The sequence below is a fragment of the Burkholderia sp. AU45274 genome (genome assembly GCF_030482505.1).
Lineage (GTDB): Bacteria > Pseudomonadota > Gammaproteobacteria > Burkholderiales > Burkholderiaceae > Burkholderia.
On record NZ_JAUJQE010000006.1, the window covers coordinates 295,743 to 316,313 of the forward strand.

The following is a 20,571-nucleotide window of genomic DNA, read 5'->3' on the forward strand; positions in this document are numbered from 1 at the left end:
CGCGGGCGTGGGCTCCCCGGTCGCATCAACGCGGCCGGGCCGATTCCCCGATGGGCAACGACGGGTTTTGCGTCGCGCCTGGCCGCTTCGCCGAACCGGCCGCCCACTGCCATGCCAGCAGGCCCGGCAGATAGAACAGCAGGTCGCGCACGCGGCGGGCGCCGGCCAGCGCGAGACAGGTCGGCGGGTCGAACCCGAGCAGCCCGCCGATCAGCACGAACCCGCCCTCCTGCACGCCGAGCCCGCCCGGCATCAGGAACGCGATGCTGCTCACGAGCTGGATCAGCGCCTCGATCGCGAGCGCCTGCGCGAACGTCGGCTCCGCGCCGAGAAAATACAGCGCGAGCCAGATTTCCAGCGCATAGCCGACGAACTGCAGCGTCTGCCAGATCACGAGATAACGCACGACGATGCCGGTCTTTCTCCAGATCATCCGGATCGACTGATCGGTGCGCGCCGATTCGCCGACCAGCGCCACCACCTTGCCGCTCGTGACGCGGTTGAGCACGCGCATCGCGCGCTCGAACGGCCGCGCATGCTGCACCAGCGCGAACAGCAGCAGCACCGGCACCAGCGCGGCCATGCCGATCGCGAGGTTGCCGGCCACCCGCGCGGCGTCGGACGACACGTGCTCGAGCACGTAGCCGATCGCGACCAGCGCGAACACGAGCTGGCTGATCAGCGTCAGCTGCATGTCGGCGACGAGGCTGGCGACGGCGGTGGCCGGCCGCACGCCCGCCTGCCGCAGCAGGCCGAACGACACGATCTCGCCGCCGATCCGCGCGACCGGCAACAACCCGTTGATCGATTCGCGGATCCACACGAGTTTCAGCATCGTCGCGAACGACGGCCGGCGCGGGCCGCGGATCAGCATCCGCCAGTCCCACGCATTCGCGAGCATCGGCAGGATGTGCGCCAGCGCCGCGAGCAACAGCCCGGCCCCGGCGATCTGCAGGCGATGCAGGATGTCCAGCGGATGCTCGCGCCAGATCAGCCACACGGCGAGCGCCAGCCCGCCCAGCGCCGCCACCCGCCCCACGTGGCGCAGCCGTGCGTCGCCCCGCGCGGCGTTGCGCTCCGTGGCATCGGCAGCGGGGTTCGTTGGGGTCGTCATGATTCGCTCGCGGGCGACAGCAGGCCTTCCCGGTCGACGCGAAAACGCGTGCCGCGCCACACGACATGCGACGAGAAGAAGCTCGACACGAACACGACGAACTGCAGGAGATCGACGAACGGCAGCCACAGCGCGCCGCGCAGGCCGGCGCCGGTCGCCCGGCTCGTGTTCAGCATCAGCAGCGCCCGCGCGGCAAGCGCCGCGACCGCCAGCCCGCATGCGACGGCCGTACCGCCGGAGAACAGCAGCGCCAGCAGCGCGAGCGGCACCGGGTGCATCAGCACCGAGCCGGCGTGACCGAGCCGGTCCGCCGCGCGGATCGTGCAGCTCCAGCGCAATTCGTGTGCGTACAGCTTCGCGAAGGTCTCCTCGACGCACGCATGCCCGACGACGAACGGCGGAATGACGACCTGCGCGCCCACCTGCCGCACCGCCTCGCCCAGCGCATGATCCTCGGCCAGGTGATGCGCGAAACGCGTGAGGCCGCCGATGCGTTCGAGCGTCGCGCGCGTGATCGCAATCGTCTGGCCAAAGCATGGCCGTGCGCGCCCGAGGAAGAGCCCGGTGATCACGCCCGGCAGGAAATGGTAGTTCGTCATCGCGACGGCGACACCGGGCCAGAAGCCCGGCGATGCGATGCCGCGATACACGCTCGTCACGATGCCGACCTCCGGCTGCTGCAGCGCGCCGACGACGGCGCGCAGATAATCGCGCTCGACCCGCACGTCGCTGTCGGCGAGACAGAGCACCGAATACTCCGCGTGTTCGAGCATGTTCACGAGATTGGCGATCTTGCGGTTCGGCCCATAGAGCCGCGCATCGGCGACGACCTTGATGTTCGCGTCGGGGTAGCGCGCCCGCAGCGCCTCGACGGCCACGAGCGCCTTGTCGTTCGCATCGTGCACGCCGAACAGGTGCTGGACCGGCCCCGGATAATTCTGCACGAAGAAGCTTTCGAGATGCTGTACGAGTTGCCACTCGTCGCCGTGCAGCGGCTTCGCGACGGTGACGCCCGGATAGTCGCGCGGCTCGGCCGCCGCCCGGGAAAAGAACCGGCCGACCAGCACGCTGGCCGTGATCGTGTAGGCAATGCCCAGTAACACGCCCAGCCCGCAGACGATCGACATTGCCCCGGCCAGCGCGCGCAGCACATGCAGCAAAACCATGCTTCTCCCCAGTGGTGACCCGTGCGACCACGACACCCGGGAGCCGCCGCGCGCACGCAGGGTCACCCGTGCACGCCGCCGTATCGATTCCCGTGGAGCCGGATATGAAGGACGACCAAGCGACGATACGCGCAATCAGATGACACAACTACCGTGCGACGATCGATTCCTGTCACGCGCACGTAGCCGCAGGCGAGCGCGGCGCGGAACGCGACGTCGGCAAGCTTGCGGGCCGAAAGGATCGCGGTGGCTAACGCGATGGCGACCCAGATACGAAACGTCATCGTGGTGAAAAATGCTTCGGGTACGTGCCATGCAAGCAACGACACCAGCATGAAACACTGGATGAACATGCCGGCCAGCGCGGCGATCAGCAGGTGGGCACGCCATCGCTCGATCGTCGAAGGTGCCATGGTGAAAGAGTCTCCCTGTGCGGACGACCACTATCGATCTGAAAGATTCGAAAGGTCGCGTAGGTCAGGATGAAGAAAGGCGAAAGTCCAGCTGAGAACGATTGTGGCGACGCCTGCTTAACGTTTCGTTAAGAAAGCGAACGTAGAATCCGCTCGACCGATATCGTCCCCGTCGTCCGCAGGAGTCTCCATGTCCACGCCCGCCCGATATGACACCGTCGCGCGCTTGCTTCACTGGCTGATCGTCGCGCTGGTCATCGCGCAATATGCGATCGGCTGGACGATGCCCGACGTGATCGTCGCGCTGGTCATCGCGCAATATGCGATCGGCTGGACGATGCCCGACGTGCATCGCGACACGCAGCCCATCGGCCTGATCGCCGCGCACCTCCTCGTGGGCACCGCGCTGCTCGCGGCGATGGCTTGCCGCGTGCTATGGCGCGTGACGCATCGCCCGCCCGCGAGTGACCTGCCGCCCGCGATGCGCGCACTGTCGGGCGCGACGCATTTCGCGCTCTACGCGCTGCTGATCGCGGTGCCGCTGCTCGGCTGGATCAACGCGTCGTCGCGCGCATGGAGCGTGACGTTGCTCGGGATCGTGCCGTTGCCCGCGCTGTCGGCGGCCGGCTCCGCGTTCGGCCACGCGATGGGCGACGTGCACGGCATCCTCGCGTGGGCACTGTTCGTCGGCATTTGCCTGCACGTGGCGGCCGCGCTCGCGCACCGCTTCGTGCTGCGCGATCAGGTCATGCAGCGAATGATGCCCTGGTGATCGTCATGCCGGCGGCACCGCATGCCATCGCGCGCGTGAGCCGGATTGCAGCCGATACCGCGACCGTCTTTGTTCCGGTTCATCGCACGACCGACCGGCCGCTCATCGCACGCGGCCGATGAGATGATCGCGCCGCCGCGCGAAGCGGCGCGCGATGACCGGCGGCGCGGCCGGCGCCCTTCTGCCGCGTCGAGCGGCACGAAGGGCTGCCGTACGGCCGTGTCGCGAACACGACGGCCTGAAGTCGCACAAGACCATGTCGACACCTAGTTGCTGGTCTGCGCCGGCATACCGGCGGCCGGCGCGTGCGCGGCGGCGGCCGCCATCCGGGCCCGGTCCTGCTCGGCAAGCTTCGCTTCCGCCGCCTGGATGTCCGCCGGATACTCGCCGTCGTCCCCCTTTGCCGGGTCGTACCCGGCCGCTTCCAGGCGGATCAATTCGTCGCGAACCTGGGCACGCGTGAGCGGCGCGGCCGATTGCGCGAAGGCCGACTGACCGACGATCGCGCCGATCATCATCAGTACTGCGATATATGTTTTCATCATGAACTCCTTCAATGTTCCGTATCGATCAACCGTGTTGAATGCCTCGAATGCCTGACCTGCGAACGCAGGCGGCTGCGTCAGCTTCCGAAATAGATCGCGCAGAAGCTCGCGGGGCCGACGCATGCGGTGGAACCCTGGCGCGGCGACATCGTCGCCGGCCTGCCCGCTTCGGATGACGCGGCCGGATCGCTGCCGACCGCCGTGCTGGCCTGATGCGCCGGCATCTGTTCGACCTGCCGCTGGAACAGCGGGCTCACGTCCGGATACGACGTATCGGTCACGAAGCGCAGCCCGTTGTTTTCGGCGTCGATCAGTTCCTGCCTGACCTGCGCGCGCGTCAGTGCCTGTGCCGACGCTTGCGTCGCGATACCCGCGAGAGAAATCGCCGCCACCGCGGCGGCCACCAGCCAATGCGTGTTCATGTTCCACTCCTTGAGAAGTCAACGAGACGACGTGCTACACCCGTATGACGACGGAGCGCGTGCGTTTATTCCCGCGCGTCGCGCAACCCGGATCACGCGGCTTCTCGAGCGCCGGGCGCGCCCGGCGCGGACGTTCATGCAACTGTCATTCTTTCGTCAGCCGGCGTAACCTGACGTAACGCAGCGCCCGCCGCGCTTCGGGCAGACTGACGTCACCCCTTACGGATCGCCCTTCGATCGATCATGTCCGTCGCCTACGACTATGCAGCCGGCCTGCTGCGCACGCTGTTCGACCGCCATATCGACGGCGGCGCGGTGCTCGACACGGCCGTGTTTCCCGACACCGAGCGTTTCGTCCGTGCCTGGACCGACATCCAGGCAGAGGCATTCGCCGTGGCGCACGACATGCCGCGCATCCCGCGCTTTCACGAGATCATGCGCGAGCAGTACGACATCTCGGCCAACGATGCACGCGACTGGCGGATGTTCATCATGCAGGCATACGGCCAGCCGTTCCCGCGCAACCTGTCGCGCTGCCCGACCGTCGCGTCGATCGTCGCGGCATCGCCGGACGTGCTGTCCGCATCGCTGTCGTTCCTCGCACCCGGCAAGCACATTCCCCCGCATCGCGGGCCGTTTCGCGGCATCCTGCGCGGCTATCTGGTGCTGTCGATGCCGAAGCGCGCGGACGGCACGCCGGCCGCCGTGCTGAAAGTCGACGGCCACGAATACCGGCTCGAGGAAGGGCGTTTCCTGCTGTGGGACGACACGTTCATGCACGAGGTGTGGAACGACAGCGACGCGGTGCGGATCGTGCTGCTGCTCGATATCCGCCGGCGCGGGATGCCGCGCCTGCTCACGTGGCTGTCGAATGCGGTGATCGGTGTCGTGCGAATCGGGATCAGGATGCGCGGGCGGTCGATTCCGGTTTAGCGCGTGTGAGCGGCGTGGCTTCCCGTCACGCCATGCGCGGCGAATCGTCCTGTGCCAGTTCCGTCAGGATCGACGTCAGCGCGCGAATCTTGGGCTGCATCGCACGCGGCGACGGGTACACGAGGAAATAGCCGAGACCGTTGTCCGCGACGTCGCCAAACGGGGCAACCAGCGACCCGGCGGCAAGCCGGTCCCGGGCCATGCGCGGGTCACCGATCGCCACGCCGTGCCCCTGCTCGGCGGCGGTGAGCGTCAGCTCGAGCGTGTCCAGTACGAGCCCGGCTTCCGGGTCGACCTGCGTCGCGCCGACGGCCGCGAGCCAGCAGCGCCACTCGTCGTGCCCGGGGGCGGGATGAAGCAACGTGGCCTGCGCAAGATCGGCGATCGATCTCAATGAAGCGGCCAGCGTGCCGGTACACATCGGTGTCAGCCGCTCTGCAAAGAGCGGAACCGACACCATGCCGGCCCAGTGCCCGGCGCCTCGTACGACGATCGCGTCGACGTCGGTTCCGGCGAAATCCGGCGTGTCGTCCGCCGACGTCTGGATCCGCAGCTCGGTCTGCGGGAGTGCGCGATTGATCGCCGGGAGACGCGGCAGCAGCCAGCGGATCGCGAAGGTCGACGGCAACCGCAGCGTGAGAACCGGCGCGACGTCGCCATGCGCCTCCGCGTGGCGTGCCAGTTGCGTCAGGACGTCGACGGCCACCGTCAGCAACGCGCCGCCTTCCGCAGTCAGTGTCAGCCCCGACGCATGACGCACGAACAGCGCACACCCGTAATGCACTTCCAGTTGCTGCACCTGACGGCTCACCGCACCCTGGGTCCGGCACAGATGATCGGCGGCCCGGCTGAAGCTGCCGAGTTCGGCCGCGGCAACGAAGGCCTGGAACGCCGTCAATGGCGGCAGGGTTCGCGTGAGTTCGGCCAGCGGGTATGCACGGGCCGCATGCCCGGGTTGCGGATTTTTCGATTGTTCGGACATCTGTGCATCGCTATCGTGGTTGCGCCGGGTCCGCCTCACCTGTCGCGGCCCGGCTCGTCAACAACCAGCGGAGAAAGAGAATGGACCCATCGTCGAAGGCACTATACACGCGGCAGGTCGACACCTACCTGAAGGCGCTCGAGCGCGGCGACGTCGCCGCGATCTGCGCATTGTTCACGCCGGATGCGCGGATTTTTTCGCCGTTTCTCGGCTGGATGCAGCCGACACCGTTCTTCGACAAGGTCGTTTCGGCATCCGGACAAAGCCGCATCACGGCGATCGACATCTGTGTCAGCGCGACCGGCGCACGACGAGCAACCGGTTACTTCGTGTATGACTGGGGGCTGAAGGACGGCTCGGCGGTGCAGTTCGAATGTGTCGATGTGTTCGAATTCGACGAAAGCGGACGCGTCGAGCGCATGGTCATCGTCTATGACACGCATCCGGTCAGGGCGGCGGTGGGTGACAAGTACGCGTGACCGAAGCGCCCGACGGGGCGACCCCGCAAGACCCAACCGATGCGGGATCCAGCCCCGTCGTGCCCGCTGGATCGCCTAAACTACAGACCGTCCCCTCCGCGAGGCTCCTGCCAGCCACCGCCATGGCGCACCTCTTCTTCGCCGCCTCGATCCAGCGGCATATCGAAACGCCCGAGCGCGAAATCGACGCCCACTCGGTCGGCGAAGCATTCGACACCGTTTTCGGCGAGCAGCCGCGGCTGCGCGGCTACATCCTCGACGACCAGGGTGCGCTGCGCAAACACCTGTCGGTATTCATCGACGGCCAGCCGATCCGCGACCGGCAACACCTGTCCGATGTGCTCGGCGACGCCAGCCGGGTCTATGTCGTGCAGGCGTTGACGGGCGGATAAGGGGACATATGCACAAGCGCCGGCCGCGCACCCCAACGTCAAGCCGGGCATCCGGAGGCATCGCAAATGAACGATCGACTGCTCGTCGCCACCCGCAAGGGCCTGTTCGTCCTGCAGGCCGACGGCCACGGCGGCTGGACGCTCGGTGAGCCGCACTTCGCCGGCGAGCCGGTCAGCATGGCGCTCGCCGACCCGCGCGACGGCACGCTGTACGCCGCGCTGAACCTCGGCCATTTCGGCGTCAAGCTGCACCGCCAGCGCGCAGGCGCCGCCGACTGGGAGGAATGCGCGGTTCCCGTCTATCCGCCACAGCCCGCCGACGCCCCACCCGCCAGCGCCAGCGTGAATGCCGGCACCGGCGACGACGACGCGCCACCCGGCCCGCCGCAACCGCCATGGACGCTCCAGCAGATCTGGTCGCTCGAAGCCGGCGGCGCCGACGAGCCGGGCGTCCTGTGGGCCGGCACGATTCCCGGTGGCCTGTTCCGCTCCGACGACGGCGGCAGTTCCTGGGTGCTCAACCGGGCACTGTGGGATCGCCCGGAGCGCGCCGAATGGGGCGGCGGCGGATACGATGCGCCGGGCATCCATTCGGTGATGGTCGATCCGCGCGACAGCCGGCACGTGATGGTCGGCATCTCGTGCGGCGGCGTCTGGCAGACAGTCGACGGCGGCGCGACGTGGCGCGTGACCGCGGACGGCATGGAAGCCGACTACATGCCGCCCGAGCGGCGCGGCGAGCCCAACGCGCAGGACCCGCACCGCGTCGTGCAGTGCGCGGCCAACCCGGACGTGCTGTGGACGCAGCATCACTGCGCGATCTTCCGCTCGACCGACGGCGCCGAGCACTGGCGGCGCATCGAGGCGCAGCCTTCGAGCTTCGGCTTCGCGGTAGCCGTGCACCCGCATGAGCCGGACACCGCGTGGTTCGTGCCGGCCGTGAAGGACGCGTGCCGGATTCCGGTGAACGGCCGGTTCGTCGTCACGCGCACGCGCGACGGCGGGCGCAGTTTCGAGCAATTCTCGAACGGGCTGCCGAGTGCGCCGGCGTACGACCTCGTGTATCGGCACGGGCTCGCGATCGATGACACGGGCACGCACCTCGCAATGGGATCGACCACCGGCGGGTTATGGACGTCCGGCGACGGCGGCGAAAACTGGCAACTGGTGTCTGCGCATTTGCCACCGGTTTATTGCGTCAGGTTCGGGTGATGGTGGGTGTGCGAGCGGGTCGGTTCGCATCGGGCCTGCACGGCCCGCTTTACCGCTCAACGCCCGCCCCCATCCGCCCCACCGCCTCCCGCGTCTGCGCAATCTCCGCCTCGAGCCAGTCGAGAAACGACCTGACCTGCGGCTCGCGCTCCCGCCCGGGCCGGCACAGCGCGACAAAACGCGCGCCCTCGATCCGCACCGCCGGCTCGATCGGCGTCAGCGCCCCATGCGCGACATGCTCGGCAGCCAGAACTGAACTGAGCAACGCGATGCCCTGCCCGTGCAGCACCGCCTGCAACGCGTAATGCTCGTCGTCGTAGTGGCGAAACACCGCGCGCTCGAGCCACGCGTCGCGGCCGGCCGCGCGACACCACGACGCCCAGTCGACCGACACCGGCAGCGGCGTATCCCACACGGTCTCGATCAGGTCGAGCGGCTCGTCCGTGCGATGCGCGTCGAACCCGGCGGCCGCATACGCGCCAAAATACTCGTCGATCAGCGCAATCTCGTGCAGCGCCGGAAACGTGCGCGACGTCGCGCGAATCGCGAGATCGATCCGCGCATCGCGTTCGAGATCCGCAAGCGTGTTGCCGGTTTCAACCTTGATGTGCAGTTGCGGATCGACCTGACGAAACCGGCCGAGGCGCGGAATCAGCCACATCGCGGCAAACGCGGGCGTGGTGGTCAGCACGAGCGTGCGCTCGCCGGCCGCCTCGGGCCGCACTGCGTCGAGCCCGCGGCTCAACGCAAGCAGTGCATCGTGACTCGCGTGAAACAGGCGTTCGCCTTCGTCCGTGAGCCGCACGCCGCTCGCACCGCGTTCGAACAGCAGCACGCCGAGCCGGCTTTCGAGCGACTTGATCTGGTGCGACACGGCGGCCGGCGTCACGGACAGTTCGTCCGCGGCGGCCTTGAATGCGCCGAGCCGTGCCGACGACTCGAATACACGCAATGCAGTCAGGGGGATTTTCGAGAACACGGGGCCTCGCGGGCCGGATCGGGCCGGGTTGAATTCAATTGAATCCGGGTGAGATTAGGTGAATTGAAGCGGGCGTGCAACGCGGATAGCCTTGCGGGACGTCGCGGTACGGTGCCGCGGCGAGTGACGTCCCACCGGAGCAACAACGTGCAAGGCCTACCGCGCAGGATCACGCAGGCGGTGCTCTACGAAGCAATCGCGATTTCCTGCATCTCGCCCGTGATCGCGGCGATCTTCAAGCAGGACCTCGTCTATTCGGGCGCGCTGTCGGCAACGATGTCGGCGATCGCGATGCTGTGGAACATGATCTTCAACGCGCTGTTCGAGCGCTGGGAAGCGTCGCGTCGCCAGCCGACACGCACGCTCGGGCGGCGGATCCTGCATGCCACCGGATTCGAAGGCGGGCTGATCTTCATCCTGGTGCCGGTCGTGGCGGGGTGGCTCGACATCTCGTGGCTCGACGCGTTCGTCGTCGACATCGGGCTGTTCGCGTTCTTCTTCTGCTACGCGTTCGTGTTCCAGTGGGCGTTCGATCGGGTGTTCGACGTGCCGGCGACGACGAAGGGGCAATGAGCCGATCGCTCACGTCCCGGCGGCAATTTTCGGCAATTGCCAGCCGAAGCGCACCGCCGCCATCCGCAGCGCAAAGCATGCGGCGCCGCCCAGCACGGCCGCGACGATCGGCGAACAGCCGAGCCGCCGGCACGACACGACGACCACCGCGCCGAGCAGCGCCGCGCTCGCATAAATGTCCGTGACCAGGACGACCGGGATCCGTGCAAGCAGCACATCGCGCACGACACCGCCGCCGCAACCGGTCACGGCGCCCATCAGCGTCGCAATGAACGGGTGAACCCGGAATTCGAGCGCCTTCACCGCGCCAGCGACCGCGAACAACGCAAGGCCGGCCGCATCGAGCGTCGTGAGCAGCGACGGAGAAAACGCGGCGACCCGCTCATGAAACACGAACGCGAACAGGCCTGACGCGAACGCAAGCGCCGGATAGCGCCAGTCGCTCACGGCGCTGGGCGGCCGTGCGCCGATCAGCAGATCGCGGATCACGCCGCCGCCGAGCGCGACGACGAGCGACAGCACCATCACACCGAACAGGTCGAGCCCGGCGCCGATCGCCGCATTGGCACCCTCGACCGCGAACACCGCCGTGCCCGCGAGATCGGCAGCCAGCACCACTTGCTCGATGCGCTTCATGCGCGTGAATGGCCGCAGTGCGGCATCGTCCGGCTGCAGCCTGCGTCGCGACAAGCCGACGCGCCGTTCGGCCTCGACCGCGTGCCGGCTACCTGCCGCCATCCGGGCACCTCAAGCGCACTGCGTATCATTGCCGTCTCCTCGATCGGGATCGGGCAGTCTAGCGCATCGCCCGTCCACTGACGGGCCGAACCTGAAGCCGGAAGCAAAAAGCCGGCGGAAGCAGGATGCGCACCCTGCTTCCACCGGCTCGGAAACATGTCAGGCTTCCAGCCGAAGCCGCGAAGCCCGACGCGTCACGCTCAATGCACGCCGAGATAGGCCTTCACCGCCGGCAGGCCCGGCTTGCCGTCGAGCGTCGTCACGCCGGCGAGCCACTTGTCGAGCGCCTGCGGGTTCGCCTTCAGCCACTCGGCCGCCGCCTTGTTCGGGTCTTCCTTGTTCATGATCGGCATCATCACGTGGTTCTCGATCGACGTCGTGAACTGCAGGTTCGACACGAACTTCGCGACGTTCGGGCAGCGCTGCGAGTAGTCGGGCGGCGTCGCCGTCAGCACCTTCGCTTCGCCGTAGTTCGGGCCGAACACGTCGTCGCCGCCGCTCAGGTAGTCGATCTTCATCTGCACGTTCATCGGATGCGGTTCCCAGCCGAGGAACACGATCCACTGCTTGTCGCGGATCGCGCGATTCACCTCGACCAGCATCCCGGCCTCGCTCGACTCGACCATCTTGAACTTGCCGAGGCCGAACTTGTTGCCGTCGATCATCTTCTTGATCAGCAGGTTGCCGTCGTTGCCCGGTTCGATCCCGTAGATCTTGCCGTTCAGCTTGTCCGCGTACTTCTGAATATCCGCGAACGACTTCAGGCCGCCCTGGTACACGTAGTCGGGCACCGCGAGCGTGTATTTCGCGCCGGTCAGGTTCGGCGTCGACAGCACCTTGATCTGGCCGGCCTTCGTGAACGGCTGGATGATCGGGTCCATCGTCGGCGACCAGTAGCCGAGGAACACGTCGATCTGCTTGCTCTTGATGCCGGCGAACGTGATCGGCACCGACGCGATCGTCTTCGTCGGGCTGTAGCCGAGCCCTTGCAGCATCGTCGATGCGAGGCCCGTGGTCGCCGCGATGTCGGACCAGCCGACGTCCGCGAAGCGCACGTTCTTGCACACGGGCGGATCGGCCGCATACACGGCCGACATCGGCGCGGTTATCCCGATCCCGCACACCGCTGCGATCAATAGGCGCTTCATCTTGCTTCTCCTCAAAGTGATGTCGTTTGCTTGAATGCGGGATCGTTTATTGAAGCCGCGCGCCGCGATCCCGGCGGCGTCGCGGACCATTGGATTAGTCAGCGCCCCGGCAACCGGCGCTCGTAGCTCGGCGCGTGGCCGAACTGCGCACGGTAGGCCTTGCTGAAATGGCAGGGTGAATGAAAGCCGCAGACCGTCGTCACGCGTGCGATCGACGCGTCGGTCGTGCGCAGCAGGTCGCGTGCGCGCTTCAGGCGCAGCGTCAGGTAATAGTGGGTCGGCGACACGTTCAGGTACACCTTGAACATGCGCTGCAGGTGTCGCTGCGACAGCCGCACGAGCCGTGCGAGCTCCTCGAGCGACAGCGGCTCCTCGATGTTCGCCTCCATCAGCCGCACGACCTCGATCAGCTCCGCGCGCGAGAAGCCGACGCGCGCATCGACCGGAATCGGCTGCGTGTCCGTCGAGCTGCGGATGCGCTCCAGGATGAACTGCTCGGACACCTGCGCGGCCAGCTGCTGGCCGAAGCGCATCCCGACGAGGTTCAGCATCAGGTCGAGCGGCGCGGTGCCGCCGGTGCAGGTCAGCCGGTCGCGGTCGACGACGAACAGTTCGTCCGCAAAACCCACTTGCGGAAACTCGGCATGCAGCGAGGACAGGTTCTCCCAGTGCACCGTGCAGCGATAGCCGTCGAGCAGCCCGCTCGACATCAGCGCATACGCGCCCGTGCAGATGCCGCCGAGCGGCAGACCGCGTTCGGCGAGCGCCGCGAGCGTATCGCGCGCGCCTTCGTCGACCACGTCGCGGATGCGGATGCCGCCGCACACGATCATCACGTCGGGCAGGTTCGTGTAGTCGAGCGCCTGCGTGGGCCGTACCGCGATGCCGTTGCTGGCGTGAACCGGACTGCCGTCGAGCGAATAGATCGACCACTGGTAGTGATCGGCGCGCCCGACGTAGTTCGCCATCCGAAGCACTTCGACGGCGCTCGAGAACGCGATCATCGAAAAGTTCGGCAGCGTCAGGAAGCCGAAATGGGCGAGCGATGAAACCGGTGAAACGCAGGCTGCGGGCGCGACAGCGACGGCGGACGTCACATCGGTCTCCTGGCGAGGAGGTTGCAGGGGGCCAGCCCCGCGGCGGAAACCGCGGAAGCCGTTATTCATTCAGGGTGAGCGGCCGGGGATGCCGGCCGCCGGAGGTCAGGCCTGCGCGGGCGCGGCCTTCACGCGAAACAGCTGCTTGAGGCCCGAGAACAGCGGCGCCTTCACGGTGCCCGGCGCACGGCCGAAGCTTTCGGTGATGCGGTCGAGAATGATCGCGAGCAGCACGACCGACAGACCGCTTTCGAAACCGAGGCCGATGTCGAGGCGCTGGATACTGGCGAGCACGTCGTTGCCCAGGCCGCCCGCACCCACCATCGACGCGATGATCACCATCGACAGCGCCATCATGATCGTCTGGTTCACGCCCTGCATGATCGACGGCAGCGCATTCGGGAACTGCACCTTGTACAGCAGTTGCCACGGCGTGCAGCCGAAGGCCTGGCCGGCTTCGACGATCTCGCGGTTCACGTGGCGGATCCCGAGGCTCGTCAGGCGCACCGCCGGCGGCATCGCGAAGATCACCGTCGACAGGATCCCCGGCACGCGGCCGAGACCGAACAGCATCGCGGCCGGAATCAGGTAGACGAACGCGGGCATCGTCTGCATCAGGTCGAGGATCGGGCGCACGATCGCGGCGACCCACTTGCTCTTCGCGGCCCAGATGCCGAGCGGGATGCCGAGCACGAGGCTGATGATCGTCGACGACAGCGTGAGGCCGAGCGTGATGACCGTCTGGTCCCAGAAGCCCGTCGCGAAGATCAGCAACAGCGACAGCGTCGTGAACAGCGCGAAGCGCCAGCCCACCCGCCACAGCCCGACGCCGATGAAGATCGCCATCATCAGCCACATCGGGATCGCCTGCAGGCCGTGCTCGACGAATGCCGCGAGCCCCTCGATCGCCTGGCCGATCGTGTCGAACGTCTTGGCGTCGTGGTCGAGCAGGTAGTGAACGGACTGGTCGACCCAGGTACCGAGCGGAATCATTTCAGACATGGGAACCTCGCGAACGCGTGATGGCCTTCAGGATGAGCGCACGATCGACCGAGCCGCAGTAGCAGCCGTCGTCGTCGACGACCGGCAGTGCATTCGGGCTCGCGACCACACGCGCGACGACATGTTCGAGCGACGCGTCGCGCCGGATGGATTCGATCGGGCTCACGGACGGCGTCGCCTGGCCGATCGCGTCGCGCGTGACGAAGCCGCGGATCTTGCGTTGCGCATCGAGCACGAACGCATAGTCGGCACTGCCGTTCAGCGTCGCCGCGACGTTCGCGGCATCGCACTTCGACACGATCGGCACGGCGCCCGTCTGCATCAGGTCGCCGGCCGTCAGGTAGCGGCTGGTGTCGATGCCGTCGAAGAACGCGCGCACGTAATCGTCGGCCGGGTTCGCGATGATGTCCTGCGGCGTGCCGACCTGAACGAGCCGGCCACCTTCCATGATCGCGATGCGGTTGCCGATGCGCAGCGCTTCTTCCAGATCGTGCGACACGAACATGATCGTGCGGCGTTGTTCCTTCTGCAGCTGCAGCAGCACATCCTGCATTTCCCGGCGCTTGAGCGGATCGAGCGCGGAGAACGCCTCGTCCATGATCATCAGCGACGGGTTCACGGCCAGTGCGCGGGCGAGGCCGACGCGCTGCTGCATCCCGCCCGACAACTCGGACGGCAGCTTGTGCGAGAACGGGGCGAGGCCGACCTGCTCGAGCACTTCCATCGCGCGGCGCTCGCGCTCCTTCTTGCCCATGCCCCCGACTTCGAGTCCGAACGCGGCATTCGACACCACGGTGCGGTGCGGCATCAGCGCGAACGACTGGAACACCATGCTCATGTCCTTGCGGCGCAGCGCGGTCAGCGCCGAGCGACGCGCCGACGCGACGTCGAGCCCGTCGATCATCACCTTGCCGGCGCTGGGATCGACCAGCCGGTTCACGAGGCGGATCAGCGTGGACTTGCCGGAGCCGGACAGGCCCATCAGCACGAAAATTTCGCCTTCCTGCACATCGAAGGAGACGTTGTGCACGCCGACGACCTGGCCGGTGCGCTTGAGCACATCGTCCTTCGTCGCGCCGGCGGCGAGCATGTCGAGCGCCTGCTGCGGGTTGCTTCCAAACACCTTGCACAGACCTTCGACCACGACCTTGGGGGCATCCATCGAAACCTTCTCCTCGTGTAGCGGGGACTCGCGCTTGTCTTAGCGTGCCTACATAGTTGCCAGAAAAAACCCCGACCTGCCGACGAATTACGACAAACGCTTGCGCAAATACGACACGGCTGCCAGCCCCGCCGGGCGGGCCGCGGCACGCGGCGGCCCCCGATTGCGGCGGCGCAATACGCGCACGGCCAGCAACGGCGGGCGTCGCGCGTCGGACTTGTGCGCAGCAACGCGGCGCGGATCGCGTCGCGCGTTGCGCCAATTCGCATCGGGCACGCGTCGCTTTACGACAATTTCACGTCCGATCACGCGTCGATCTGCTCAGACGAAAGCGCATCGTCTCCACCGATAAAAAGCATGACCGTGCAAAAAGCCGCGTGGCGACACCGGACGGTGCACGCCGCGATACCGCGCCAACCCGGAAAATCCCCGACAGCCGCTGTGATACATTCCCCGCCAACAGGCTGACCGCGACACAGGCCATCACGCGGCCGCCGTGGTCAGCAGCGCATGCCGGTTCGCCTGCCGGCCATGCCGATACCGCCTCGACCGGCAAACATCCGATCGCAGGCCGATAACGATACGAGAGAGGGAGCAAGGCGAGATGAACTGGGCTTTTACCGCAATCGGCTTCATCGTGGGCGGGATTGCCGCATTGATCGGGGATGTCTCCGCCATTACCGGCGCAGTGCTCGGCGCCGCGATCGGGTTCTGCCTCGACAACACGCTGCAACAGCGCAAGCGCAAGAACAAAGGCACGGCCCCCGATGCGTTCGCGATGCAGGCACCGCCCGCCCAGCCGCTGGTTCCCCTGGCCGAGCGCGTCGCGCGCCTCGAAGCAACCGTCGAGACGCTGACGCGCGAAGTCGCATCGCTGCGCGGCCAGCTGGCCGGTGCGAAAGCCGGCTCGGCCGCGAGCGGCGCGACGGTGCACACGCCCTCCGGCACCGCCTCCGCCACCCCATCCGCACCCGTCCCGCCTTCGGCCGCCCTGCCGCCGCGCCCGCCTGCCCAGCCGGCCGCCGCACGCGCGGACGCACCGGCGTCCGCATCGGCCCCCGCTCCCACCCTCGTTCGCGCCGCCACGCCGGCACCGACACCGGCCGCCGCGATCCGCGCGAGCGAAACGCGTGCCGCCCCGGCGCCCGCACCGTCGGCGCCTCCCGCGCCGCCCAAACCGCGCGAGCCCGACCTCGTCGAGCGCGCATTCCGCGCCGCACGCGACTGGCTGCTCGGCGGCAACACGGTCGTGCGCGTCGGGATCATCGTGCTGTTCTTCGGCGTCGCGTTCCTGCTCAAGTACGCGGCCGACAACCACATGCTGCCGATCGAATTCCGCCTCGCCGGCACCGCGCTCGCCGCGGCCGCGCTGCTCGCGATCGGCTGGCGCGTGCGCGCGCGCCGTTCGGCGTACGGGCTCGTGCTGCAGGGCGGCGGCGTCGGCATCCTGTACCTGACGATCTTCGCCGCGACCAAGCTTTACGCGCTGCTGCCCGTCGGCGCAGCGTTCCCGCTGATGGTGGCCGTGTGCGCGCTGAGCGCGTTCCTCGCGGTGCGGCAGAACGCGCTGCCGCTCGCATTCATGGGCACCGCGGGCGGCTTTCTCGCGCCGGTGCTGCTGTCGACCGGCCAGGGCAACCATGTCGCGCTGTTCAGCTACTACGCGCTGCTGAACGCGGGCATCTTCGCGATCGCGTGGTTCAAGGCCTGGCGTCCGCTGAACCTGCTCGGCTTCGTCTTCACGTTCACGATCGGCTCCGCGTGGGGCGTGACGGCCTACCGCCCCGCGCTGTTCGCGAGCACCGAGCCGTTCCTCATCCTGTTCTTCCTGATGTACGTCGGCATCGCGCTGCTGTATGCGGTGAAGCGCGAACTCGCGCTGCGGCACTACGTGGACGGCACGCTCGTGTTCGGCACGCCGATCGTCGCGACCGCGCTGCAGGCGTCGCTCGTGAAGGACATGCCGTTCGGGCTCGCGTGGAGCGCCGTCGCGCTGTCGGCGTTCTACGTCGTGGTCACCGCGTGGCTCGCGCGGCGCCGCGACCGCCTCGCGCTGCTGTTCGAATCCACGCTCGCGCTCGCGGTGATCTTCGCGACGCTGGCCGTGCCGCTCGCGTTCTCCGGTCCGACGACCAGCGCCGCGTGGGCGATCGAAGGCGCGGCCGTCGTCTGGCTCGGCGTGCGCGAGAAGCGCATGCTGCGGTTCGGCTTCGGGCTGCTGATGCAGGTTGCCGCGGCCGGCGCGTTCTTCACGAGCCTGCTCGGGCCGGCCGACGCCACCGCGTTGCCGGTGCTCAACAGCCCGTATATCGCGATGCTGCTGATCGCGCTCGCCGGCCTGTTCACCGGCTGGTGGCTGCACGGGCGCGGCGAAGCCCGCGCGTGGCATGCGTGGATGCCCGAGATCGGCGCCGCGGCCGCCGCATGGGGGCTGCTGTGGTGGGTGAGCGGCGGCCTGCACGAGATCCTCGTCTACGCGAGCCGTCACGTCGACCTGCATGCCGACCGCTTCGTCGTCGATTCGACCGCGCTGTTCGCGGCCGGCACCGCGTGGCTCGCCCACGTCGCCCGCCGCCGGCTGGCGTGGCCGCTCGCCGAATGGCCCGCGCTCGCGCTGACGCCGGTGCTGGCGCTGCTCGCGCTGCGCGTGTTCGATGCGCACGAAGCGCCGCTGTCGGGGATGGGCGCGTTCGCGTGGCCCGTCGCCGTCGGCGCAGGCCTTGCGCTGCTGTGGCGCCAGTCGCGCGGCACGGCAGGCGCCGATTCCGCGCCAGGCTCGGCGCGCGCCGTCGCGCCATCTCTCTCCGCAGCCATCATCGCGCCGCTGCATACGCTGATGTTCTGGACCGTGTGCGGGCTGCTGTCGCTCGAAGGCTTCTGGCGCCTGCGTGCGTACGTGCCCGAAGGCGCGTGGAGCTGGAGCGCGTGGGCCTACGGTTTCGGCGCGCTGCTCCTGCTCGTGTCGGGCCCCGGCTCGCGGCTGCGCTGGCCCGTCGCGGCGTTTCCGCGCGCGTACCAGGTGTGGGGTGCGGCGCCGCTCGCGGCCTTGCTGTGGCTGTGGAGCATTGCCAGCGTGATCAGCGACGGCAACGCGGCGCCGCTCTTCTGGCTGCCGCTGCTCAACCCGCTCGACATCGCGCAGTGCCTGGTGTTCATTGCATTCGCCGTGTGGCTGCGCCGGCTGAAGACGCTCGGCATCGCGTGGCATCCGCGCGTCGTCGACTACGTGGCCATCGCCACCGTGTTCCTGTGGTTCAACGCACTGATGCTGCGCACGCTGCATCAGCGCTTCCACCTGGCCTACGACATCGACACCGTGCTGTCGTCGTTCGGCATCCAGCAGGTGTTCATGGTCGGCTGGAGCCTGTTTGCGTTCGCCGGGATGTGGCTGACGCGTCGCGACGGCATCGCCCGCGTGTGCGCGCTCGCGTCGCTGCCGCTGATCGTCGTGATGTGGGGGTGGACCTTCTACGCAAACTTCACGCAGGACGGCGGAAGCTGGGCGCGCGTGCCGCTCTTCAACCCGCTCGACCTCGTGCTCGCGGTGGTCTACGCACTCGCTGCGTCGTGGTTCGTGCGCGCACGCAAGCTCGGCTGGTCGTTCGGCAAGTATCGCGTCGAGCTGCTGAGCGCGGCCGGCGCGACCGCGTTCCTGTGGCTGAACGCGATCCTGTTGCGCACGCTGCATCACTGGGCCGGCGTGCCGTACGAACTCGGCGCGATGGCGGAATCGACGCTCGTGCAGGCATCGGTATCCGTGTACTGGACGCTCTGCGCGCTCGCGATCACGATCTGGGCCACGCGCCGCGGGCTGCGTCCGCTGTGGTTCGTCGGCGCCGCGCTGCTCGCGCTCACGGTCGTCAAGCTGTTCCTGTTCGACCTGTCGCACGTGACCGGCATCGAGCGCATCGTGTCGTTCATCGGCATCGGCGTGCTGCTGCTGTTGATCGGGTATTTCTCGCCGCTGCCGCCGAAGGCCGCCGCGCAGCAGGACGACACGCCATGAAACGACTCGCCGCCCTGCTCGGACTGAGCCTGCTCGCGTCGTTCGCGGCGGCCGACGGGCGCGTCGCGCAGCGCTTCTCGCTCGACCTCGACGGCACCGCCGCGTATTACCAGCTCACCGTGCCGCAGCCTGTCTACGCGGCGAGCCGGCGCGACGACCTCGGTGACGTGCGCATCTTCAACGGCGCGGGCGAGCCCGTGCCGTATTCGCTCGACGCGCCCGCGGCGGCCGCGCCCGCCGTCCCGCCGAAGCGCACGCCGGTGCACTGGTTTGCGCTGCCGCCCGCCCACGCCGACAACGGCAATGCGCCGCTCGGCGTGACGGTCGGCCCCGACGGCGCGCTGCGCGCGGGCGTCGCCGCACCGGTGCGCGCGAAGCACGGCGCGGATCTCGTCGACCTGTCGCATGCGGACGGCGAGATCGACGCGCTGCTCGTGCACGTGAGCGACGACAGCTACCAGGGGCGTGTCGCCGTCGAAGCCAGCGACGACCTGCGCAGTTGGCGGCCGCTCGGCAGCACGCAACTGCTGAAGGTGGGCCACGGCGACGCGATGCTGGTGCAGGAACGCATCGCGCTCGAAGGCGCGGCGCCGCGCTACCTGCGGCTCGACTGGCTCGACGGCGCACCCGCGATCGCGTCGATCGACGTCGAGACGCACCCACGCGATGCACGCGGGACCGACACCGCCTCCGTGCCGCGCCAATGGCGCGACGCCGTGCGCATGCGGGCCGGCGCCACGCCAGGCGAGTATCTGTTCGACACCGACGGCGCGTATCCGGTCGACCGCGTGCGCATCGACCTGCCGCAGCCGAACACCGTCGCACGCGCGACGCTGCAGAGCCGCGCCGACCCGCAGGCGCCGTGGCGCGACGTCGCGGGCGCCGTGCTGTTCCGGCTGCAGGGCAAGGCCGGCGAACAGCGCAATCCGCCGCTCGAATTCGCGGCGAATACGGATCGCGCGTGGCGGATCGTCGTCGACATGCGCAATGGCGGATTCGGCGGCGGCCAGCCGGCCGTCGCGATCGGCTGGCATCCGGCCGCGCTGACGTTCGTCGCGCGCGGCACGCCGCCGTTTACGCTCGGCGTCGGCGACGCGTCGCTCGTGTCGTCGGCCGTGAGCCGCGACGCATTGCTGGTGGGCATGGCGCCCGAAGTGCGGCCCGCGCGGGTCGGCGCGGTGCTGCCGGTGTCGGCAGTCGCGCCGGCGTCAGCCGCCGATCCGGATGCACCGCGCCGCTATGTGCTGTGGGGCGCGCTGGTCGTCGCGGTCGGCGTGCTCGGCACGATTGCGTGGCGCCTCGCGAAAAGTGGCGGCGATACGCACGGCCGCGACGGGTGACGCCGCGCAGTCATGCGCACCACCCGTCTTTACGCGCCGTTTATCTCGCGTGCCGGTTTCTTTCGACGGTCGCAATGCATAACTGCGTACAGTCGT

Annotated in this window: 19 protein-coding genes and 1 pseudogene; 8 read left to right on the forward strand and 12 right to left on the reverse strand. The window is 68.2% G+C overall.

Going from position 1 to position 20,571, the window contains the following annotated elements:
• Positions 1-25: 25 nt before the first annotated feature.
• From QZM35_RS23455 to QZM35_RS23465, 3 genes are all read right to left on the reverse strand, one after another.
• Entirely contained in the window at positions 26-1,114 is a 1,089-nt protein-coding gene (locus tag QZM35_RS23455; protein WP_089426770.1) for a lysylphosphatidylglycerol synthase domain-containing protein, read from the reverse strand.
• Entirely contained in the window at positions 1,111-2,280 is a 1,170-nt protein-coding gene (gene hpnI / locus QZM35_RS23460) for a bacteriohopanetetrol glucosamine biosynthesis glycosyltransferase HpnI (RefSeq protein WP_089433167.1), read from the reverse strand. Before hpnI ends, QZM35_RS23455 begins: the two co-directional genes overlap by 4 nt.
• A 62-nt stretch (positions 2,281-2,342) precedes the next feature.
• Positions 2,343-2,693 (reverse strand): hypothetical protein, encoded by a 351-nt coding sequence (locus QZM35_RS23465; RefSeq protein ID WP_301776896.1) that lies wholly within the window; start codon positions 2,691-2,693, stop codon positions 2,343-2,345.
• Between the two features lie 190 nt (positions 2,694-2,883).
• On the opposite strand from QZM35_RS23465, the gene QZM35_RS23470 reads away from it, so the two are divergent.
• Positions 2,884-3,465, forward strand: a complete 582-nt coding sequence (locus QZM35_RS23470; RefSeq protein WP_301776897.1) for a cytochrome b — start codon at positions 2,884-2,886, stop codon at positions 3,463-3,465.
• A gap of 266 nt (positions 3,466-3,731) precedes the next feature.
• On the opposite strand, the gene QZM35_RS23475 is transcribed toward QZM35_RS23470, so the two are convergent.
• Entirely contained in the window at positions 3,732-4,007 is a 276-nt protein-coding gene (locus QZM35_RS23475; RefSeq protein WP_175239984.1) for a DUF4148 domain-containing protein, read from the reverse strand.
• An 80-nt stretch (positions 4,008-4,087) separates the two neighbouring features.
• Positions 4,088-4,432 (reverse strand): DUF4148 domain-containing protein, encoded by a 345-nt coding sequence (locus QZM35_RS23480; RefSeq protein WP_301776898.1) that lies wholly within the window; start codon positions 4,430-4,432, stop codon positions 4,088-4,090.
• Positions 4,433-4,675: 243 nt separating this feature from the next.
• On the opposite strand from QZM35_RS23480, the gene QZM35_RS23485 reads away from it, so the two are divergent.
• Positions 4,676-5,365, forward strand: a complete 690-nt coding sequence (locus tag QZM35_RS23485) for an aspartyl/asparaginyl beta-hydroxylase domain-containing protein (protein WP_301776899.1) — start codon at positions 4,676-4,678, stop codon at positions 5,363-5,365.
• Between the two features lie 25 nt (positions 5,366-5,390).
• Here QZM35_RS23485 and QZM35_RS23490 read toward each other — a convergent pair whose 3' ends face one another.
• A complete protein-coding gene (locus QZM35_RS23490; RefSeq protein ID WP_089426763.1) occupies positions 5,391-6,347 on the reverse strand; it encodes a LysR substrate-binding domain-containing protein in 957 nt (318 codons plus the stop codon).
• An 80-nt stretch (positions 6,348-6,427) separates the two neighbouring features.
• Between QZM35_RS23490 and QZM35_RS23495 the strand changes: the two genes are divergently transcribed.
• The 3 genes from QZM35_RS23495 (at position 6,428) to QZM35_RS23505 (ending at position 8,430) form a co-directional block, all read left to right on the forward strand.
• Positions 6,428-6,826, forward strand: a complete 399-nt coding sequence (locus QZM35_RS23495) for a nuclear transport factor 2 family protein (protein ID WP_301776900.1) — start codon at positions 6,428-6,430, stop codon at positions 6,824-6,826.
• Between the two features lie 122 nt (positions 6,827-6,948).
• Complete coding sequence (locus QZM35_RS23500; RefSeq protein WP_043180651.1) at positions 6,949-7,218, forward strand: MoaD/ThiS family protein; 270 nt, start codon at positions 6,949-6,951, stop codon at positions 7,216-7,218.
• 66 nt (positions 7,219-7,284) lie between these two features.
• Positions 7,285-8,430 carry an exo-alpha-sialidase gene (locus QZM35_RS23505; protein ID WP_174973872.1) on the forward strand — a complete coding sequence of 382 codons (1,146 nt, stop codon included), beginning with the start codon at positions 7,285-7,287 and terminating at the stop codon, positions 8,428-8,430.
• Positions 8,431-8,479: 49 nt separating this feature from the next.
• Here the strand turns inward: QZM35_RS23505 and QZM35_RS23510 are convergent, their stop codons facing one another.
• Positions 8,480-9,409 carry a LysR substrate-binding domain-containing protein gene (locus QZM35_RS23510; protein ID WP_301776901.1) on the reverse strand — a complete coding sequence of 310 codons (930 nt, stop codon included), beginning with the start codon at positions 9,407-9,409 and terminating at the stop codon, positions 8,480-8,482.
• A 147-nt stretch (positions 9,410-9,556) separates the two neighbouring features.
• Here QZM35_RS23510 and QZM35_RS23515 point away from each other — a divergent pair, with 147 nt between their 5' ends.
• Positions 9,557-9,982: a PACE efflux transporter gene (locus tag QZM35_RS23515; protein WP_301776902.1), complete on the forward strand. Its 426-nt coding sequence runs from the start codon at positions 9,557-9,559 to the stop codon at positions 9,980-9,982.
• A gap of 9 nt (positions 9,983-9,991) precedes the next feature.
• On the opposite strand, the gene QZM35_RS23520 is transcribed toward QZM35_RS23515, so the two are convergent.
• From QZM35_RS23520 to QZM35_RS23540, 5 genes and pseudogenes are all read right to left on the reverse strand, one after another.
• Positions 9,992-10,618, reverse strand: coding sequence for a trimeric intracellular cation channel family protein (locus tag QZM35_RS23520; RefSeq protein ID WP_174973900.1), 627 nt, complete (start codon positions 10,616-10,618; stop codon positions 9,992-9,994).
• A 302-nt stretch (positions 10,619-10,920) separates the two neighbouring features.
• Entirely contained in the window at positions 10,921-11,868 is a 948-nt protein-coding gene (locus QZM35_RS23525; RefSeq protein ID WP_089426758.1) for a choline ABC transporter substrate-binding protein, read from the reverse strand.
• A gap of 98 nt (positions 11,869-11,966) precedes the next feature.
• Positions 11,967-12,965, reverse strand: a complete 999-nt coding sequence (locus tag QZM35_RS23530) for a GlxA family transcriptional regulator (RefSeq protein ID WP_089433175.1) — start codon at positions 12,963-12,965, stop codon at positions 11,967-11,969.
• A gap of 105 nt (positions 12,966-13,070) precedes the next feature.
• Complete coding sequence (choW, locus tag QZM35_RS23535; RefSeq protein ID WP_046549695.1) at positions 13,071-13,967, reverse strand: choline ABC transporter permease subunit; 897 nt, start codon at positions 13,965-13,967, stop codon at positions 13,071-13,073.
• A pseudogene (locus tag QZM35_RS23540) lies at positions 13,960-15,251 on the reverse strand (glycine betaine/L-proline ABC transporter ATP-binding protein); the annotation flags it as partial. The gene choW and the pseudogene QZM35_RS23540, both read right to left, overlap by 8 nt.
• A 482-nt stretch (positions 15,252-15,733) precedes the next feature.
• Here QZM35_RS23540 and QZM35_RS23545 point away from each other — a divergent pair.
• On the forward strand, positions 15,734-19,135 hold the full coding sequence (locus QZM35_RS23545) for a DUF2339 domain-containing protein (protein ID WP_301776903.1): 3,402 nt from the start codon (positions 15,734-15,736) through the stop codon (positions 19,133-19,135).
• Positions 19,132-20,475, forward strand: coding sequence for a DUF3999 domain-containing protein (locus tag QZM35_RS23550; RefSeq protein ID WP_301776904.1), 1,344 nt, complete (start codon positions 19,132-19,134; stop codon positions 20,473-20,475). Before QZM35_RS23545 ends, QZM35_RS23550 begins: the two co-directional genes overlap by 4 nt.
• Positions 20,476-20,571 lie beyond the last annotated feature (96 nt).

What these genes read in the sequence shown, in the direction of transcription:
- QZM35_RS23550 (WP_301776904.1), top strand. Translation starts at nt 19,132, where the DNA reads ATGAAACGACTCGCCGCCCTGCTCGGACTGAGCCTGCTCGCGTCGTTC.
- QZM35_RS23470 (WP_301776897.1), top strand. Translation starts at nt 2,884, where the DNA reads ATGTCCACGCCCGCCCGATATGACACCGTCGCGCGCTTGCTTCACTGG.
- QZM35_RS23455 (WP_089426770.1), bottom strand. Translation starts at nt 1,114, where the DNA reads ATGACGACCCCAACGAACCCCGCTGCCGATGCCACGGAGCGCAACGCC.
- choW (WP_046549695.1), bottom strand. Translation starts at nt 13,967, where the DNA reads ATGTCTGAAATGATTCCGCTCGGTACCTGGGTCGACCAGTCCGTTCAC.
- QZM35_RS23495 (WP_301776900.1), top strand. Translation starts at nt 6,428, where the DNA reads ATGGACCCATCGTCGAAGGCACTATACACGCGGCAGGTCGACACCTAC.
- hpnI (WP_089433167.1), bottom strand. Translation starts at nt 2,280, where the DNA reads ATGGTTTTGCTGCATGTGCTGCGCGCGCTGGCCGGGGCAATGTCGATC.
- QZM35_RS23500 (WP_043180651.1), top strand. Translation starts at nt 6,949, where the DNA reads ATGGCGCACCTCTTCTTCGCCGCCTCGATCCAGCGGCATATCGAAACG.
- QZM35_RS23475 (WP_175239984.1), bottom strand. Translation starts at nt 4,007, where the DNA reads ATGAAAACATATATCGCAGTACTGATGATGATCGGCGCGATCGTCGGT.
- QZM35_RS23465 (WP_301776896.1), bottom strand. Translation starts at nt 2,693, where the DNA reads ATGGCACCTTCGACGATCGAGCGATGGCGTGCCCACCTGCTGATCGCC.
- QZM35_RS23480 (WP_301776898.1), bottom strand. Translation starts at nt 4,432, where the DNA reads ATGAACACGCATTGGCTGGTGGCCGCCGCGGTGGCGGCGATTTCTCTC.
- QZM35_RS23490 (WP_089426763.1), bottom strand. Translation starts at nt 6,347, where the DNA reads ATGTCCGAACAATCGAAAAATCCGCAACCCGGGCATGCGGCCCGTGCA.
- QZM35_RS23545 (WP_301776903.1), top strand. Translation starts at nt 15,734, where the DNA reads ATGAACTGGGCTTTTACCGCAATCGGCTTCATCGTGGGCGGGATTGCC.
- QZM35_RS23525 (WP_089426758.1), bottom strand. Translation starts at nt 11,868, where the DNA reads ATGAAGCGCCTATTGATCGCAGCGGTGTGCGGGATCGGGATAACCGCG.
- QZM35_RS23505 (WP_174973872.1), top strand. Translation starts at nt 7,285, where the DNA reads ATGAACGATCGACTGCTCGTCGCCACCCGCAAGGGCCTGTTCGTCCTG.
- QZM35_RS23485 (WP_301776899.1), top strand. Translation starts at nt 4,676, where the DNA reads ATGTCCGTCGCCTACGACTATGCAGCCGGCCTGCTGCGCACGCTGTTC.
- QZM35_RS23520 (WP_174973900.1), bottom strand. Translation starts at nt 10,618, where the DNA reads ATGAAGCGCATCGAGCAAGTGGTGCTGGCTGCCGATCTCGCGGGCACG.